General features: G+C 71.5%; 12 protein-coding genes. 6 read left to right on the top strand and 6 right to left on the bottom strand.

What is annotated here, in order from left to right; all coding sequences use genetic code 11:
* The 4 genes from ACGFMP_RS34860 to ACGFMP_RS34875 form a co-directional block, all read right to left on the bottom strand.
* Positions 1-3,168, bottom strand: coding sequence for a glycoside hydrolase family 38 C-terminal domain-containing protein (locus tag ACGFMP_RS34860; protein WP_393677738.1), 3,168 nt, complete (start codon positions 3,166-3,168; stop codon positions 1-3).
* 144 nt (positions 3,169-3,312) lie between these two features.
* The gene (locus ACGFMP_RS34865) at positions 3,313-4,203 is read right to left on the bottom strand and encodes a carbohydrate ABC transporter permease (protein WP_393677739.1); all 891 of its coding nucleotides are present in this window, start codon (positions 4,201-4,203) and stop codon (positions 3,313-3,315) included.
* Positions 4,200-5,153, bottom strand: a complete 954-nt coding sequence (locus ACGFMP_RS34870; RefSeq protein WP_393677741.1) for a carbohydrate ABC transporter permease — start codon at positions 5,151-5,153, stop codon at positions 4,200-4,202. The genes ACGFMP_RS34865 and ACGFMP_RS34870 overlap by 4 nt, the downstream gene beginning before the upstream one ends.
* 126 nt (positions 5,154-5,279) lie before the next feature.
* Entirely contained in the window at positions 5,280-6,518 is a 1,239-nt protein-coding gene (locus ACGFMP_RS34875; RefSeq protein WP_393677742.1) for an ABC transporter substrate-binding protein, read from the bottom strand.
* Between the two features lie 196 nt (positions 6,519-6,714).
* On the opposite strand from ACGFMP_RS34875, the gene ACGFMP_RS34880 reads away from it, so the two are divergent.
* Together ACGFMP_RS34880 and ACGFMP_RS34885 are read left to right on the top strand one after the other, a co-directional pair.
* Positions 6,715-7,932 carry a hypothetical protein gene (locus ACGFMP_RS34880; RefSeq protein WP_393677744.1) on the top strand — a complete coding sequence of 406 codons (1,218 nt, stop codon included), beginning with the start codon at positions 6,715-6,717 and terminating at the stop codon, positions 7,930-7,932.
* Between the two features lie 117 nt (positions 7,933-8,049).
* Complete coding sequence (locus ACGFMP_RS34885) at positions 8,050-10,179, top strand: SpoIIE family protein phosphatase (protein ID WP_393677746.1); 2,130 nt, start codon at positions 8,050-8,052, stop codon at positions 10,177-10,179.
* An 18-nt stretch (positions 10,180-10,197) separates the two neighbouring features.
* Here ACGFMP_RS34885 and ACGFMP_RS34890 read toward each other — a convergent pair whose 3' ends face one another.
* The gene (locus ACGFMP_RS34890) at positions 10,198-10,935 is read right to left on the bottom strand and encodes a flavodoxin family protein (RefSeq protein WP_393677748.1); all 738 of its coding nucleotides are present in this window, start codon (positions 10,933-10,935) and stop codon (positions 10,198-10,200) included.
* A 314-nt stretch (positions 10,936-11,249) separates the two neighbouring features.
* Here ACGFMP_RS34890 and ACGFMP_RS34895 point away from each other — a divergent pair, with 314 nt between their 5' ends.
* From ACGFMP_RS34895 to ACGFMP_RS34910, 4 genes are all read left to right on the top strand, one after another.
* A complete protein-coding gene (locus ACGFMP_RS34895; RefSeq protein ID WP_393677750.1) occupies positions 11,250-12,203 on the top strand; it encodes a DUF5996 family protein in 954 nt (317 codons plus the stop codon).
* 35 nt (positions 12,204-12,238) lie between these two features.
* Positions 12,239-12,916, top strand: coding sequence for an RraA family protein (locus ACGFMP_RS34900; protein WP_393677752.1), 678 nt, complete (start codon positions 12,239-12,241; stop codon positions 12,914-12,916).
* An 85-nt stretch (positions 12,917-13,001) separates the two neighbouring features.
* Positions 13,002-13,670, top strand: a complete 669-nt coding sequence (locus ACGFMP_RS34905) for a DNA-3-methyladenine glycosylase family protein (protein ID WP_393677753.1) — start codon at positions 13,002-13,004, stop codon at positions 13,668-13,670.
* Between the two features lie 230 nt (positions 13,671-13,900).
* Positions 13,901-14,614, top strand: coding sequence for a hypothetical protein (locus ACGFMP_RS34910; RefSeq protein ID WP_393677754.1), 714 nt, complete (start codon positions 13,901-13,903; stop codon positions 14,612-14,614).
* A gap of 64 nt (positions 14,615-14,678) precedes the next feature.
* Here ACGFMP_RS34910 and ACGFMP_RS34915 read toward each other — a convergent pair whose 3' ends face one another.
* Positions 14,679-16,763, bottom strand: coding sequence for a SpoIIE family protein phosphatase (locus ACGFMP_RS34915; protein ID WP_393677755.1), 2,085 nt, complete (start codon positions 16,761-16,763; stop codon positions 14,679-14,681).
* Between the last annotated feature and the right edge of the window lie 81 nt (positions 16,764-16,844).

A 16,844-nucleotide genomic window follows, 5' to 3' on the forward strand; every position in this document is an offset into this window, starting at 1 on the left:
CTACGGCCGGGGCGCGGCGTCCACGGCCACCGCGATGTGGCCGTGCGCGGGAACGGTCACCCGGACGCGGGAGCCGCTCACCGGCACCTCGCGCAGGTCACGCTCCAGGGTGGTGCCGACGTACGCGGCCCGCGCCGGCATCGGGAGCCGCAGTTCGACCTGCGTCTCCTGGTCGGCGACCGAGCGCAGGTACACCACGGTGTCGTGGCCGCGCCGTGAGGCGCCGATCGAGGAGACGAAGACGGACTCGTGGTCGACTCCCGCGAACAGCCCCTCGGGCGCCGCGGCCGACACCGCGCCCTGCTCCGCGCCGCTCGGTCGCGGACCCGCCTGCGCCGCGGCGGTGGCGGGCACCGCGACCAGCGGGTCGGTGAGTCCGGCCGAGGCCTGCGGGCCCAGGACGCCGGGCGCCTGCCCCGAGGCCGAGGTGATCGCGTAGCGGAAGGTGGTCTCGCCCTGCTGCTGGGCGGGGAAGTTGGTGTCCCAGATGTTGTTGAGCGCCCACGAGTACACGGTGCCCGGCTCGGATTCCGCCGGATTGACGGTGGCCGGGAAGGGCGCGTACGGCAGGTAGAGGTCGCCGAACATCACCAGCGGCGCTTCGAGGGTGGCCCAGGCGACCGAGAAGTCCTCGTCGCCGAAGCCGACCCAGTGCCGGATCGGCCGCATGTGGTGGGCGGCGCCCGGGACCACCGGCACCCGGTCACCGCCGACGCCGCCGGTCAGTTCCCACACCGGCGCCGGGGCCGGGCCGACGGCCAGCGGGAAGGCGAAGAAGACGCTCTCCTTCGCGGGGGCGCCGCGCTTGGCGATCCGGTTGGTGATGTCGACGCGGCGCACCCCGCGGCGCAGGGTGATGGTGGTGCGTATCCAGTCGGCGCCGTCGCCGTCGGTCTGCACCACCAGGGTCTCCCCCACCGCGGTGCGTTCGGCCCTCACGACGGAGGCGCGGCGGCCCAGGGTGCGCGAGGCGAGCAGGGACAGGTCGTCGGCGCCGGCCTGGATGTGCCCGGACAGGTGGTTGACGTGCGGGGCGGTGGAGTAGCGGTCGTAGATGTACTGGCCGAATCCGGCGGGGGACTCGGTGTTGACCAGTTCCCGCCCGGCCTGCTTGTCGAAGACCGACCTGATCACGGCGTTCTCGAGGTCGTACTCGACCCGGTAGAACTCGTTCTCCACCTGGGCAGCACCGTCCGCCCCGCCCTGGGTGATCCGCTCGGCCCGCGGCGTCTCGCCGCCGGGGGCCAGGTCGAGCCGGACCCAGCCCACCGACGGCACATCGGTGACCAGGACCTGCACCCGCCGGCCGTAGGGGCGGGTGGGGTTCTCCAGCGGTTCCGACACCTCGGCGTGGTGCGGCAGCACCTCCCCGGTGCGCGCGTCGTGCACGGTGAAGGGCTGGTCCAGCGCGATCGTGCTGGCCGGCACGAAGAACTCGGCGACGTCGCTGCGCCGGCCGTGGCCGGTGTTGACCAGCAGGAAGGAGGCGGCGGTGCCGGGTGCCGGGGTGAAGCGGGTGCCGAGCCGGGCAGCCCCGTCGGCCAGCAGGTCGAAGGCGTCATCGGTGGCCTGGTAGGCGAGTTCGCACTTGCGGGCCCACTGGAGGCCGCCGGAGTCGAAGCCGTCCTCGGCGTCGCTCCAGGGGTTGGCGGCTCCCCAGGTGTGCTCGTCGAACAGGCCCAGCCGGTCGTAGACGGCGTCGATCCTGGGCATCGCGGTGTCGTCGCCTGCGAGCGTGTGCAGGCTCTCCGCCTGCCGGACGGCGTTCTGCGCACGGCGGTTGTAGCCCAGCGGGCGGGCTCCTGAACCGAGGCCGTCGGCCCACCAGTCGGTCCAGTCACCGGTGTGCTCCGCCAGGTCGGCGCCGAACCGCTGCTCGGCCTCGGTGAAGAAGTCGGTGTTGGTCGCGGCGCGCAGCCTGGGCCACTCCCAGGTCTCGTTCCAGCGGCGGGCGACGGTCGCGGGCACGATGGAGGGTCCCGCGTTGTCCGCGGGACCGCCCTGGACCCGCAGGTGCAGCAGGTCGTGCGCGTAGGGGGTCTTGCTCAGCTCCTCGTCGGGCAGCCCGGCCCAGCCGAAGGCCTCGCCGCCGTAGGGGAAGGGGCGGTTCGCCAGTCCGTCGAGGTAGTTGGGCAGCAGGTCGAGGGTGGAGCCGTAGCCCTCGGCGAGGCCGACGATGTTGCCCTCCATGTAGGCCATGCCGTGCGGGGTGTCGGTGACCCACACCAGGACCCGGTTGCCGCTCGGCGCCCGCCACCAGAAGGGCCTGGCCAGCTCCTGTCCGCCGACCAGGAAGGGCACCGACCGCCCGGCCCAGTTGTGCGCGGCCGACAGGTAGCGCACCCCTGCCGAGGCCAGCGCGTCCACGAAGCCGACCACCGCGCCCGGCACATCGGTGTGCATGGCCGAGGTGACGGGGATGCCGTAGTCCGTGCGCAGGTCGTCGGTGAACCGCAGCAGCCGGTGCAGCTCCTCGGTCGAGCAGGCCTCGGTGTGCAGTTGGAAGGGCATCGCGGTGACCTCGATGCGCCCCGCCCTTGCGAGGTCCACGAACCGGCTCCGGGTGGAGGGCGCGCGTCCGGCCAGCCAGCGGCGCAGCGGCAGCGCGGACTCGACCGTCCAGCGGAACCGCGCGTCCTGCGGCCAGGAGTCGGTGGCCTCGGCCAGGTCCAGTGCGGAGTCGAGGTACTCCGAGTGGTGGCGCAGCACCGTGCCCTGCCGGTCGGTATAGCCGATGTCCAGGTGCGAGTGGTGCACCATGTGCACGGTCCACTTGCGCTGCGGGTGCACGGGCATCTCCACGCTGCGCAGTTGCCCCGAGGCGTCGGAGATCGTCACCTCGGCAAGGGTGGGCGCCGTCACCTCGGGTACGAAGAGGTCGGCGGTGCCGGAACCTCCCGCCAGTTCCACGGTGGCCCGGTCGCCGGCGGCGCCCCCGGCACGCAGCTCCAGGTCCACGGCGGCGCCGGCCGGCGCCGTCACGGTGAACCTGACCGCCTGCTCGAGGCCGCCGCCGTCCGCGCGCCTGCGCAGCAGCGGCAGCGCCCTGCCTGTCACGCGCAGCCCGCGGGCCTCGTACAGCACCGTGTGCAGGTTCGAGACGAGGGTCTCGCGCATGCCGTCGTAGGTCGGCGAGCCGAGTGATGCTCGCAGCAGGCGAGTGGTCATGGGAATGTCCTTCGTGAGGTCTTCGGCCGGAGGCCGGTGGGTGGTACCGCCGGGCGGGCCCGCGGCCCCGGTTGCCGGGGGCGGGTCCTGGCGCGGCGAGGGAGCGTTTCGGCAGAGTCCCGTCATCCGCCCGCGGGACGGGCCTCAGAGCTGGGCGAGGGTGAGCCCCTTGGCGAACAGCTTCTGCGTCGCGATGAAGAGGGCGATGGTCGGCAGCGAGAGGATCAGGCCGCCGGCCAGGATGACCGGCACCGTGATCCCCGCGTACGGGTTGGACAGGGTCGACAGTGACGTCATCAGCGGCCTGATCCCGTCGCTCTGCGACAGCACCATGCCGAAGAGCAGGTCGTTCCACACGAAGGTGAACTCCAGGACGAAGATTGCCGCGACGCCTGCGCGACACATCGGCAGGTAGATCCGCCAGAAGATGGTCCACGGGTTGGCCCCGTCCATCAGCCCGGACTCGAAGACCGAACGGGCGGCGGACATGAAGAAGTTGCGCATCACGAAGGTGGCCAGCGGGACGTCCACCGCGACGTAGACCAGCACCAGGCCGATGCGGCTGTCGAAGAGGTTCAGGTCGGCGTAGCCGACGAAGAGCGGCATCAGCAGCATCTGGGCGGGGAAGACCACGGAGCCGTAGATCAGCATGAACCACAGGAAGCCGCGCCGCAGTTGCAGGATGGTGATGGCGTATCCGGCCAGCGCGCCCACCAGTGCGGCGATGGCGGGGGCCACCACGCTGTAGAGCACGGTCGCCGTCAGGCTCTGGCCCAGCGCGGCGGCGTCCCACGCCTTGGCGAAGTTGCCCAGCAGCGCGAAGTGGGCGGACGGCTTCCACAGTCCCTGGCCGGTGTAACTCGTCGACGGGCGGAAGGCGTTGACCAGCACGAGGTACAGCGGCAGCAGCCAGATCAGGCCGAGTACGCCGACGACCGTGTAGCGCAGTGCGTTGCCCTTCCGGCGCCGCGGCCTCGGCTGCGCGGTGTCCGTGGCGGCCCGCTGGACGGCCGCGGTGTGCGTGACGGTGCTCATCGGCCGCCTCCTGTGATGTCGAACTGGCGCTTGGAGCCGGCCTGCTGGCGCAGGTAGAGGAGCGAGACGAGCATGCCGACGACGGTCAGCAGCACCGCGACGCCGGCACCGTAGCCGTAGTCCCCGCTGACGAAGGCGTCGCGGTACATGGTGATGGACAGGGTCTCCGAGGACCGTCCTGGCCCGCCCTGGGTCATGATCCACACGACGTCGAAGGTCTTCAGCCCGGCGACCAGGGCCAGACCGACCACCACCGCGGTCAGCGGCCGCATCATCGGCCAGACGATCCTGGAGAACAGCTTCCAGCCGCTCGCACCGTCGACCCTGGCCGCTTCGATGGTCTCCCGGGGTATGGACTGCAGGCCGACGACGAACAGCAGCAGGTTCACCCCGATGCTCTGCCAGGTCTGCGCCAGGATCATCACGATCGTGTTCAGCGGCGCCGTCTGCAGGAACGAGGTGTGCGCGCCCGGCAGATGCAAGGTGGCCAGCAGGGAGTTGAGCGCTCCCTTGTCCTGGAGGACGAACCCCCAGGCCAGCGCGGTCGCGGTGCCCGAGATCGCGTACGGGAGCAGGAAGGGCAGCCGGAGCCAGATGCCGCCGCGGACGTTGTAGGTCAGCACGGCGATCAGCAGCGCGAGGCCGACGGGCAGCACCAGCGTGCCGACCACCCACAGCGCGGTGTTGCGCACGGTCGTCGCGAGCACCGGGTCGTCGATGAGGTGGCGGTAGTTGGCAAGGCCCGCCCACTGCGGGGTACCGGAGCCGCCGTAGTGGGTGAAGCTGATGAACACCGACCACAGGAAGGGCAGGTACAGCATCACCGCGACGAACAGGACGGCCGGCGAGATCATGGCGTGGGACCACCACGCGTGCCGGTCGCGCGGCCGGTGCCGCTCGGGTGCCGCGTAGGCATGGGCGACCTTGTCGGTCAACACCTGTTGGGACATGGACTCGTTCCTTCTCGCTCTCCGCTGGGCGCCTTCTCGCGGCAGGCGGCTGCCGCCTGCCGTGCCGGGTCGGGTGCGGTCGCGGGCGGGTGCGGGAGGTGCCCCCGCCCGTGACCGGCACCGGTGTCAGCTGCCGGAGGCGGCGACCTTCTGCATGGCGGTGAGCTGCTTCTGGTAGCTGTCCGGATCGGCCATGAAGGCGCCGAAGCCGTCGAGCGCCGCGGTCAGCACGGCCGGGGAGACGGCGTCGAAGTACCGGTCCACGAGCTGGTAATCCGTTCCTGTGACCTGCTTGGTGAGGGTGTTGAGACCCGGGTCGGGGATGGTCACCTTGGGGTTGGCGGAGACGTCGCCCCGGGACGTGGACCACCTGGTCTGCGCCGCGGGCGTCGTCCACCAGGTGGTGAACTTGTCGATGGCCGCGGAGTTGGACGACTTGCCCGCCGTGCACAGCGCGCCGGTCTCGACCGGGACGGGGGTCTTGGCCAGCGACGGGTTCACCTTGGGGATGACGAACATCCCGTAGTCCTTGCCGGGCTTCTCGCCGGCCTGGGTCATGCTCGTGTTGAACCAGGTGCCGTCGGGGACCATCGCGACCTTGCCGGACTTCAGCAGGGTGGCCGGGTCCGTCTTGTCGCCGGCGTCGGACATGTAGCCCTTGCCGATCATGTCGCGCCACTGCTTCATGGCGTCGACCACGCCCGGGTCGGTGTACGACGCCTTGCCCTGGACCAGCTTGTCGTAGAGGTCGGGGTCGTTGCCGGCCAGCAGGATCTGGAACCAGACGAACGAGAAGAGCACGTTGGTCTGGTAGAAGGGCGTCCGGCCGCTCTGCTTGAGCTTGGCGGCGGCGTCCATCAGCCCGGACCACGAGGTGGGCACCGTGATGCCGTTCTCGGCGAAGACCGATTTGTTGTAGAACATCACCCAGTACGACACGTTCTCCGGTACGCAGTACTGCTTGCCGCCGACCGTGTAGTACTGCTCCAGCTGCTGCGGCAGGTCTCCCTGCCGGATGGCCTTGCTCCACAGCGCGCTGGTGTCGCCGACGTCGCCCGACTCGACCAACTGCGACAGCAGCGGCCCGGTCGCCCAGGTGAACAGGTCGGGTTTCACTCTGGTCTTGAGCGCGGACTTCACGAACGCCTGGTACGTCGGCTCGTCGGCGTATCCGACCGGGTTGACGGTGACTCCGGCCTCCTGCTTGGCCTGCGCGCTGACCTGCTTGTAGTACGGCGTCCACGCGGCCTTGTCGTTGTAGAGCTTGAGGCTGTTGCTCTTCGCCGGGCCGGACCCGCAGCCGGCCGCGAGCAGAGCCACCGCCGTCAGCGCGAGCGCCAGGGTACGGCTACGAAACTTCCTCATCGAAGCTGCCTTTCGAGGGGTGGGCGACCACGGTCCGCCACCATGGCGTGCCACTCGGCCGAGGCGACCAACAAGGGTGCGCTCGGGTGGTAGTTGACATTCAGGGATCCGTAGAGCAGTTTTTGTGCTCTGGTTATCGATAACATGGCCCGCGCTCGACTGACAAGGGCTCTGGGCGATCTGGAGGTAGTCGAAGATGAGCAGTCTCCGCTCGGGAAGAACGGTCACGCTCCGTCGCGGCGCACTGGCCGCGGTGGCAACTCTCGCGGTGTCGACGGGAGTTGCCGTCCCCGCGCAAGCCGCCGCGCCCGCCGCCCCCGCCGCGCGGGCCCAGGTGTGCCCCGGGGTGGATGTTCCCAGCGTCACCGGCACCGCCCCCGACGTCCGGCTGACCGACGCCTTCGCGGACTACGCGAACAGCGGCGGCGCCGGCCACTGGACCGGCGCCGACAGCACGTACTCGGCTCCGCTGCCGGGCGGCGCCGACGCCTGGATCTTCTCCGACAGCTTCCTCGGCCGGGTCAATGCGGACGGTTCGCGCCCACCGGTCGTCCAGGACGGCGGAACCACCCCGTTCGTCAACAACACCTTCGTCGAGACCAGGAAGGGCCGCCCCACCGTCACCGTCACCGGCGGCACCGCGGGCGCCCCGACGGCGCTGCTGCCCCCACCGGACGCGGCGCACTGGTACTGGGCCCGCGACGGCCTGATGCTCGGCGACCGGCTCAACGTGGTCTACAGCGAGTTCAAGACCACCGGCTCGGGCCCGCTCGACTTCGGCTGGGATCGCAACGTCCTGGCCCGCTTCGACCCCGCCCACCTGGGCGGACCCGTCTCCGTCAGCCCGCTTCCCTCAGCGACGGGGATCTCCTGGGGCGCCTGGATCTCCAGGGACGGCGGCGACACCTACGTGTACGGCTCCGAGGACCTTGGAGCGCACAAGTACCTCCATGTCGCCAGGGTCGCGGGATCCGACCTGACCCGGCCCTGGCAGTACCTGACCGCCGGCGGCACCTGGTCGTCCGACGAGTCCGCCTCCGCGCGGGTCGACGGCGGGCCGGGGGCCGCCTTCGAGGTGTCGAACGAGTTCAGCGTCGTCAAGCACGGCCGGGTCTACGTCATGGTCACCCAGGACCTGAGCCAGCCGCTGTCGGCCGGGATCGACCTCGCCTTCTCCTGCTCGCCCAGCGGACCCTTCGTCGACGAGACCACCGCGTACACCACGCCCGAGAGCGGCCCGACCGGCAGCTACGGCAACGCGAACGTCTTCACGTACAACCCGCACGAGCACCAGGAACTCGGCGACCGCAAGCACCTGGTCGTCTCCTACAACGTCAACAGCTTCGTCAACACCGACCTCTACGCCGACGCGTCGATCTACCGCCCGCGCTTCGTCGACGTCAGCCTCGGCTGACTCCCGGCCGCCGTCGGGGAACTCGTGACGCACAATGCCCTCGATAAGCCTATTGTCGGAATATGGGCAGTAGACGTCGGGCCCGGGTCGGGCACGACTCACCGGGACCGGTGGGTCGTGGCTGACCCGTCGTGCTCCGACCGCCCCAGCGTCGCGCAGCGTCTGGCACAGGCGGTGACCGAGCAGGAGGAATTCGGTGTCGTCGTGCTCGACAGCGACATGCGGGTCACCCAGTGCAGCGTCGCCCCGCAGTGCTTCCGCGGCCTCGAAGTGGCCGTGGGGCAGGAGTTCTGCCCACTCCTGGAGCCGCACGGAGCGTCGGACGACCCCGCCGGGAGGGTCGCGCAGGTCCTCTCCGACGGGATCCCCCAGGTGCTGCACGCACAGCCGATACGCGACCCGGCCGGGCTGGTCGTCGACCTGTCGGTCTTCCGGCAGGAGGAGGAGGGCGGCCCGCCGGGCCTCCTGCTGGTCTTCGTGGACGTCACCGACGCGGTGCGGACCCGGCAGAGCCTGGACCTGCTGCTGGACGCCACCTCGGCCATCGGGACATCCCTCGACGTGGCCAGGACCGCCCGGCAGCTGGCCCAGGCACTGCTCGGACTGGGCGACGTGGTCACCGTCAACCTGGCGCACGAGGTGCTGACCGGCCGGGACCCGCCGCAGCGCGACCGAGGGGGCGACGTGGGGCTGCGCCGGGCGGCGGTGGCCGCCACGGAGCGCACCCCGCTCCCCGACGGCTTCCTGAAACCGGGGGACGACCTGCCCGCCCTGCCCGACAAGGCGTCGATCCGCCGGCACCAGCACGGCGAGGCGCTGTGGCTGCCCACCCTCGCCGACGTCACGGAGGCGCTCGACAACGAGCCCGCCCTGGTCAGGGCGCTGATCCCCGGCCCCGACGTGCACGCCCTCATCCACTCCCCGCTGCTGGCGCGCAACCTGATCCTGGGCAGCGTCGAGGTCTGGCGCACCGCGGGCTCCCCGCGTTTCGCGGCCGAGGACGTACGCCTGCTGGCCACCATCACCGCCCGCGCCGCGCTCGCCGTCGACAACGCGCGGCGCTACGCGCGCGAGCGGGGCGCGACCGAGGAACTCCAACGCAGCATGCTCCCCGCGCCCTACACCGAGACGCACGCCGTCCAGGCGGCGGGCATCTACCTGCCCACCGACGCGGACGGCCAGGGAGCGGGCGGCGACTGGTACGACGTGATCCCGCTGCCGTCGCTGCGGGTGGCGCTGGCCGTCGGCGACGTCGTCGGCCACGGCCTGCGGGCGACCGCGACCATGGGGCGGATGCGCTCGGCGATCCAGGTCCTGGCCCAGTTGGAGCTGCCGCCCGAGGAACTGCTCGCCCACCTCGACGACTTCGTCGCCAAACTCGCCGCGGACGACGAGCCGGCCCACGAGGACGCCCTGTCGAGCACCTGCCTGTACGCCGTGTACGACCCGATCGGACACCGGCTCAGTGCGGCCAGCGCGGGACACCCGCCGCCGGTCCTCATGCGTCCCGACGGCGTCGTCCGCTACATGGGCCTCAATCCCGGGCCGCCGCTCGGCATCGGCGGCCTGCCCTTCGAGAGCAGCGTCGTCGACGTGCCGACCGACAGCGTGCTGGTCCTCTACAGCGACGGACTCGTCCAGCACCGCAATCAGGACATCGGGCACGGCATGGAGGACCTGCTGGCCCGGCTTGCCCAGGTAGCGCCGATCGCCCCGACCCCCAGCGGACTGCAGAAGGCCGCGGACCGCATCGTGGCCGACATCGCACCCGGCGAGCTGGCCGACGACGTCACCGTCCTGGTGTCCGGCCTGCGCGCCGTGCCCGACACCGACATCGCCGCGTGGCCGGTCCCCGACGAGGCGGCTGCCGTGGCCGAGTCCCGCCGCCACACCGCCGACCAGCTCGATGCCTGGGGTGTCGCCGAGGCCGCGGGCTTCGTCGTCGAGCTTGTGGTCAGCGAGCTCGTCACCAACGCGATCCGCTACGCGGGCGCGCCGGTGCTCCTGCGCCTCGTCCGCACGAACACCAGCCTCGTCTGCGAGGTCAGCGACCCGAGCAACACCCAGCCGCGGCTGCGCCGGGCCCGGACGACCGACGAGGGCGGCCGCGGACTGTTCCTGGTGGCCCAGCTGTGCGACAGCTGGGGCGCCCGCTACGACGGTCCGACCGGCAAGACCATCTGGGCGGAGAAGTCACTGGCGGACGAGGGCGATCCGCTCGCCGCCCTCCCCGGGCTCGGCATCTGAGCCGCGGCAGGGCAGCCCTCAGCGGTGTTCGGGGTTGTCGTGGTCGCGGCGGCATCCGGCGTCCCAGGCGCTGCGCTGGTTGCCGTACGCGGGAATCCCGCCGGCGTCCTTGAGCATGCGGGCGAGGTGGAGGAGGTTCCACGTCATGAAGGTGGTGTTGCGCCGGGTGAACTCGTTCTCGGGGCCGCCGGAGTCGGGGTCGAGGTAGGACGGTCCGGGACCCGCCGCGCCGACCCATCCTGCGTCGACCTGCGGGGGGACGGTGTAGCCGAGGTGCTGGAGGCTGTAGAGGATGTTCATCGCGCAGTGCTTGATGCCGTCCTCGTTCCCGGTGATCAGGCAGCCGCCGACCCGGCCGTAGTAGGCGTACTGGCCCGCGTCGTTGAGGTCGCTCGACCCGCCGTAGAGCCGTTCGATCACCCGCTTGGTGACCGAGCTGTTGTCACCGAGCCAGATGGGCCCTGCCAGGACGAGGATGTCGGCCGCCATGACGGTGCGCCAGAGGTCGGGCCAGGCGTCGCTCGCCCAGCCGTGCTCGGTCATGTCCGGCCACACACCCGTGGCGATGTCCAGGTCGACGGCCCGGACGACGTCGACGGTGACACCCTGCTCCCGCATGATCCGGGCGCTGCGGTCGACGAGGCCCTGGGTGTGGCTCGGCTCCGGCGACCTTTTGAGGGTGCAGTTGACGTACAGGGCGCGCAGGTCGTCGTACCGGGCCGGCGGGGTGCCGGTGGTCGGCTGCTGGTCGGCCATGGAGCGCTCCCGGGATCCTGCCGCCGCTCCGTTCGCGGCGGACCACCGGCACCATCGTGCTGCCGCGCCGCGCGGCGCCGGCCCGATGGCACGGCGCAGCGCCGACAACCACCCCGACGGCCCACAGCCCGCCCCCGGGCGGGAGGTCCGGACCGCCCCCGCCCCCGGTGGCAGACCTCCGGCGTGAACCGGCCGACTGGCACGGCGGCGGGCGGCAGCGGACAATCGACACATGGTGTGCGGCGGGGCTGGCCACCTGGTTGGCCGCCCTGGCCGGCCACCGGTGCAGCCGTCCCGAGGCAACGGAGGATCCGATGCCGACCAGCCCGCAGACCGTGTCGCACGCTTTCCGGAGCTGGCCGCGCGCGCCCCTCGACGAGTGGAGCGCGACCAGGGAGACCCTGCACATGTGGACCCAGATCGTGGGCAAGATCCGGATGGCACAGGCGCCGATGCTCAACCACTGGTGGCAGGTGCCGCTCTACGTGTCGGTCCGCGGGCTGACCACATCGGCCGTCCCGTACGACGGCGGCATTTTCGAGATCGAGTTCGACTTCGGCGACCACCAACTCCACATCCGCTCCAGCGACGGCAGGGAGCGGCGGGTGGCGCTGGAGCCGAAGTCGGTCGCGGACTTCTACCAGGAGACGCTGGCGGCGCTGGAGTCGCTGGGTATCGACGTGGCGCTGTGGCCGACGCCGGTCGAGGTCGAGCCGGTCACCCCCTTTCCTGAGGACACCGCCCACGCCTCCTACCAGCCTGGCCACGCCCACCGTTTCTGGGAGCAGCTCACCTGCGCGCAACGCGTACTGACGGACTTCCGCTCCCGCTTCATCGGGAAGGTCAGCCCCGTGCACTTCTTCTGGGGGGCGATGGACCTCGCCGTCACGCGCTTCTCCGGGCGGCCCGCTCCCCCGCACCCGGGCGGGGCGCCGAACCTCGCCGACCGGGTGATGGTCGAGGCGTACTCGCACGAGGTCTCCAGCTGCGGCTTCTGGCCCGGCGGCTCCGCCGAGGGCAGCTTCTACTCGTACGCCTACCCGGAGCCCGAGGGCTACGCCCGGCACCCGGTGCGGCCGGCGGCAGCGGCCTACAGCGCGGAAGCCGGCGAGTTCCTGCTCCCCTATGAAGCCGTGCGCACCGCCGACGACCCCGACCGGGCGCTGACGGACTTCCTGCAGAGCACCTACGAAGCCGCCGCCGAGGCAGCGCGGTGGGACCGCGACGCCTTGGAGCTCCATCCGGAGCGGAGCATGGCGCACCACTGACCCGGCCGCTTCGAGGCCGTGAGGGAGGAGCCGGCATGGCTGAGCAGGACTCCGATCCGAGGACTCTGGTCGAGGGGCTGTCGTGTGCCTCGCTGGTCGACGCGATGGGCCGCGTCCACCAGCACCGGGCGCACATCCTGAGCCTGGTCAGCCCCACCCCCGAGCGGTCCCTTTTCGGCGAGGCCGTCACGATCGGCTACCTGCCCTATCGCAGCGACCTCACGGCGACCAACGAGCCGGGCTTCGGCGGCTGGTTCTACCGCGCGATCGGCGACGACCCCGCGGGCAAGGTGCTCGTGCTGTCCAGCGGGGGCTACCCCGAGGCCTCGCACGGCGGCGGCACCAAGCTGTCCCGGGTACAGAACCACGGCCTGGCCGGGGTCCTCAGCGACGGGCGCCTGCGCGACTTCGGCGAACTCGCCGCCTACGACTTCGCGGCCTGGTGCGCGGGCGAGGCCACCCACTGGGGCGGCGGGGTCGTGGCCCCGTCGGCGGCGAACGTCCCCGTCGAGATCGGCGGCGTCTGCGTCACCCCCGGCGACTACGTCTACGCCGACAGGTCGGGCGCCGTCGTCCTGCCCGCCGGCAGCCTGGCCGAGGTCGCTGCCGAGGCCCGCCGGATGGACGCGGAGGACGAGAGCGACAGGGCCGCGATCCGCTCCGAGGACCCCCGGCGGATGCGTAGCGGGGACCAGCGCGCCACGGAGCAGTGACCGGCAGGCCGTCCCCAGGACCGGTGGCACCCTCATGGCCCCGAATCCCGCGCCGGGCCCGCGGCGCTGACCTAGCGTCGAAGCCATGACACGGCAGAGTACGAGCACCGCGGAGGAGCACCTGCGCCGCGCCGACCCCGTCCTGGCAGTGATCATCGACGAGGCCGCGGGCGACGGCGGCGGGCGGCCGGCCGTGCCACCGGACGCGGCGCTCGCGCCCGACCCGGACCTGCCGAAGGACCGCTACGGCGTCCTGGTGCGCGCGATCATCAGCCAGAACATCTCAGGTGCCGCCTCGCGGTCGATCCACCAGAGGCTCAAGGACCGCTTCGGCGGACACGAGCCGACCCCGCGGCAGGTCCTCGACGACGACGCCGACGCCATGCGCACGGCCACCGGCCTGTCGCACGCGAAGACCGCGGCGCTGCGCTCCCTCGCCGAGCACATCACCACCGGGCGACTCGATCTCGAAGGCCTGCACGAACTGTCCGACGACGAGGTGGTCGCCCGGCTCGACACGGTGAAGGGCATCGGCACCTGGACTGCCGACATCTTCCTGATGTTCCACCTGAACCGGCCCGACGTGCTCCCGGTGGGCGACCTCGGCCTGCGCCGCGCCGTCGAGAAGGCCTACGAGCTCGCGGAGCCGCCGACGCCCGCCGAGTTGGAGCGCATCGCGGAGCCGTGGCGCCCCTATCGCACGCTCGCCTGCGTCTACCTGTGGCGGACCGCGCGGACGACACCGCAGGTCTAGCCGGTCCCGGGGCCGGGGCGCCGCCCGGCCGTCACCCCGTCAGGCCACCGGCCGCGGCGGGGCGGTCGGAAATTCGCCCGGTCGGACTCGTTGCGCTTCGACAATTCGACTGTCATCGTATCGCGCAAACCTCCGATGACGGCACCGAACTGCTTCGCCCCACGATCGAAGCGCTTCGACACCATGTCCGCGCGCGGGAGCCGTCACGGCACACGAAACGGAGTCCCCCCATGCACGCAACCCTCCGGAGAAAACCCCGCACCGTCCTGCTGGGCCTCGTCGCCGCCGCGGCCGCCGCGGTGGGGCTGGCCGCGGCGCCGGCTCAGGCCGCCACCTGGTCGTCGAGCGACCAATGGGGCACCTGGTCCAACGGCGGCTACACCCTCTACAACGACGTCTGGGGTGGTGGCGCAGGGCAGCAGACCATCTGGGCCAACTCGTACAGCAACTGGGGTGTGTGGGCGAACCACCCCAACACCGGCGGCGTGAAGTCGTACCCCAACGCGACCCGCTACGTGGGCAAGAAGCTCAGCGCCCTGCACACCGTCACCTCCGGCTTCAACGTCAGCGTGCCGTCGAGCGGCGCTTACGAGACGGCGTACGACATCTGGGACACCGGCAACGCGTACGAGATCATGCTCTGGATGAACAAGACCGGCGCGGTCGGGCCGCTCGGCACCTCGCAGGGCAACGTCACCGTCGGCGGCAGCACATGGACGGTCTACAAGGGGAGCAACGGCGCCAACACCGTCATCTCCCTCGTCCGCACGTCCAACACGAACTCCGCCACCGTGAACGTGCTGTCCGTGCTGAACTGGATCAAGAACACCAAGGGCTGGTTCGGCGACATCACCCTCGGCAACGTCCAGTTCGGCTACGAGATCACGTCCTCGTCCGGCGGCCTGGACTTCACGACGAACTCGTTCTCCGTGTCGTCGTCCTGACGGCCTGCCACGAAGGCCGGCCGGTGCCCTCCCCTCGCGGAGGGCACCGGCCGGCGTTCGCCGCTCAACGGCATCGGGTGCGGGCCAGCAGGAGGGCGATGTCGTCCTCCGTCGCGGTGTCGCGGGTCATGCGGTCGATGACGGCGGAGCACATCGAGCCGAGGCTGCCCCGGGAATCGGCGAAAGCCGCGAGCAGGCGGGCGAGTCCGGCGTCGATGTCGTCCCCCCGCCGCTCGATCAGCCCGTCGGTGAACAGGGCGACGAGCGTGTTCTCCGGCAGTGTCATCTCGTGGGACTCGTAAGAGGAGAGCCCCCATCCGATGGGCGCGCCCGCAGGGGCGGTGGAGTACTCGCCGTGCCCGTCGGGGGTGATGATCAGGGGCGGCGGGTGGCCGGCCCGCGCGATGGCACACGACCCGGTGGCGCCGTCGTACACCGCGTACACGCAGGTGGCGGCGAGGGCGGGGATGCCGAGGCGCTCGGGGTCGACGGTGTTCCGCGACAGGCGCACCGCCACGTGGTCGAGGCGGGCGAGGAGTTCATGGGGCGGCATGCACTGGTCCGCCAGCGTGTTCACGGCGGTGCGCAGCCGCCCCATCGACGCCGCCGCGCTGATCCCGTGCCCGACGACGTCCCCGACCACCATCCCGACACGCCCGTCGGGCAGCGGCATGACGTCGTACCAGTCACCGCCGACGCCCTGCTTGTCCGTGGGGAGGTAGCGGGAGTAGAGGTCCAGGCCGCCGCCGTCGGGAAGGTGACGGGGCAGCAGGTCGCGCTGCAGGGCGAGGGCGGCCCTGCGCTCGCGTGAGTACCGCCGGGCGTTGTCCAGGCTCAGCGCGGCCCGCACGGAGAGCTCCTCGGCGAGGAAGAGGTCGCCGCGGGTGAAGGAGGCGCGGTCGCCGGTCCTGGCCAGGAAGGTGACTCCCAGGATCTCGCCCCGCGCCTTGAGCGGGACGACCATGACGGAATGTATCCCCGCCCGCTTGATGACCCTCTCCCTCGCGGGATCCTCGGCGAGCCAGGAATGCGCCGTGTCCAGCCGCGGTTCGAAGTGCGACTGCCCGGTGGCGAGCGGCCGCACGAGGGGGGACGACGGGGGGTGGAAGACCACCTCGCCCACGTCGAAGACCGCCTCGGGGACTTCGGGGTGGATCGAGGCCATTCCCGCGCGGCGGAAGGCCGGGTTGCCGAACTCGTTGTACTCCAAGGGCTCGTTGGGCGAGGTGCCGGGGGGCTCCCAGTCGGAGAGGTCCACGGTGGCGAAGTCCGCCAGCTCGGGCACCATCACGTCCGCCAGTTCCTGCGCCGTCGTGACGATGTCGAGCGTGGTGCCGACGCGGGTGCCGGAGCGGTTCAGCAGCGACATCCGCCGCCGCACCGTGCTCGCGGACGCGTCGATGCCCATCGTGCACACGCCCAGCGCGGCTCCGTCAGCGTCTTCGAGCCGGAACATGGACACCGAGAACGCCTTCTCCTCCCCGTCGGGCGAGAGCCTGCGGATCTCGCGGTCGAGGACCGGGGTGCCCGTCGTGAGGACACGCCGCATGGCCGGCAGTGCTTCCGATAGGTCGAAGTTCCCCGCGGCCTCGTCCACGGGCCGGTCGACGAGCGTGGCCGGCCGGGCGTTCGCCTGCTGCGCGGCGACGTCGTTGACCCAGACCGCCCGCAGGCCGGTGTCCCAGAAGGCGATCGCCACCGGTGAGCGCTCCAGCAGGGCGTCCGTCAGCAGCCTTGCGGCGGCCGGCGCGGCGCTCACCCGGTCGAGCCCGACCGCCGACAGCAGCCAGAGTGCCCCGTGCCCCGCGGTGGTCAGCGGGGCCGCGTCGAGCGCCACCGGGACGGCGCGGCCGTCCAGGTGCCGGGCGTTCAGCAGCGAGGACCAGGGTTCACGGGCCTCGATGCGCTCGACGGCACCGGGACCGATCAGCTCGCGAAGCCGGCCGCCCTCCGTGCCCGCGCTGTCGTACGCCAGCAGCGCCCGCACCCTGCCGTCGAGCACGTCGTCGCCCGCGTACCCCAGCAGGCGCTGCGCCTCGGCGGACCACCCGACCACGGTGCCCGAGGCGTCGACCAGCGCGGTGGCGACGGGGACCTGGGGTCCACCGTGCCCGGTGTTCCGGTCGGGGTTCGCCGAGTGGGGTGACATACGGGGGCAGCCCTTCCGTGGCGGGCGTGACAGGGCTCCTATCTGCGCAAACAGTGCAATACGACCATTGTAGGGGTGATC

The sequence above is a fragment of the Streptomyces sp. NPDC049040 genome, assembly GCF_043197715.1.
GTDB lineage: Bacteria > Actinomycetota > Actinomycetes > Streptomycetales > Streptomycetaceae > Actinacidiphila.

Coding starts and splice junctions, on each gene's coding strand:
- ACGFMP_RS34860 (WP_393677738.1), bottom strand. CDS start 3,168: ATGACCACTCGCCTGCTGCGAGCATCACTCGGCTCGCCGACCTACGAC.
- ACGFMP_RS34865 (WP_393677739.1), bottom strand. CDS start 4,203: ATGAGCACCGTCACGCACACCGCGGCCGTCCAGCGGGCCGCCACGGAC.
- ACGFMP_RS34870 (WP_393677741.1), bottom strand. CDS start 5,153: ATGTCCCAACAGGTGTTGACCGACAAGGTCGCCCATGCCTACGCGGCA.
- ACGFMP_RS34875 (WP_393677742.1), bottom strand. CDS start 6,518: ATGAGGAAGTTTCGTAGCCGTACCCTGGCGCTCGCGCTGACGGCGGTG.
- ACGFMP_RS34880 (WP_393677744.1), top strand. CDS start 6,715: ATGAGCAGTCTCCGCTCGGGAAGAACGGTCACGCTCCGTCGCGGCGCA.
- ACGFMP_RS34890 (WP_393677748.1), bottom strand. CDS start 10,935: ATGGCCGACCAGCAGCCGACCACCGGCACCCCGCCGGCCCGGTACGAC.
- ACGFMP_RS34895 (WP_393677750.1), top strand. CDS start 11,250: ATGCCGACCAGCCCGCAGACCGTGTCGCACGCTTTCCGGAGCTGGCCG.
- ACGFMP_RS34900 (WP_393677752.1), top strand. CDS start 12,239: ATGGCTGAGCAGGACTCCGATCCGAGGACTCTGGTCGAGGGGCTGTCG.
- ACGFMP_RS34905 (WP_393677753.1), top strand. CDS start 13,002: ATGACACGGCAGAGTACGAGCACCGCGGAGGAGCACCTGCGCCGCGCC.
- ACGFMP_RS34910 (WP_393677754.1), top strand. CDS start 13,901: ATGCACGCAACCCTCCGGAGAAAACCCCGCACCGTCCTGCTGGGCCTC.
- ACGFMP_RS34915 (WP_393677755.1), bottom strand. CDS start 16,763: ATGTCACCCCACTCGGCGAACCCCGACCGGAACACCGGGCACGGTGGA.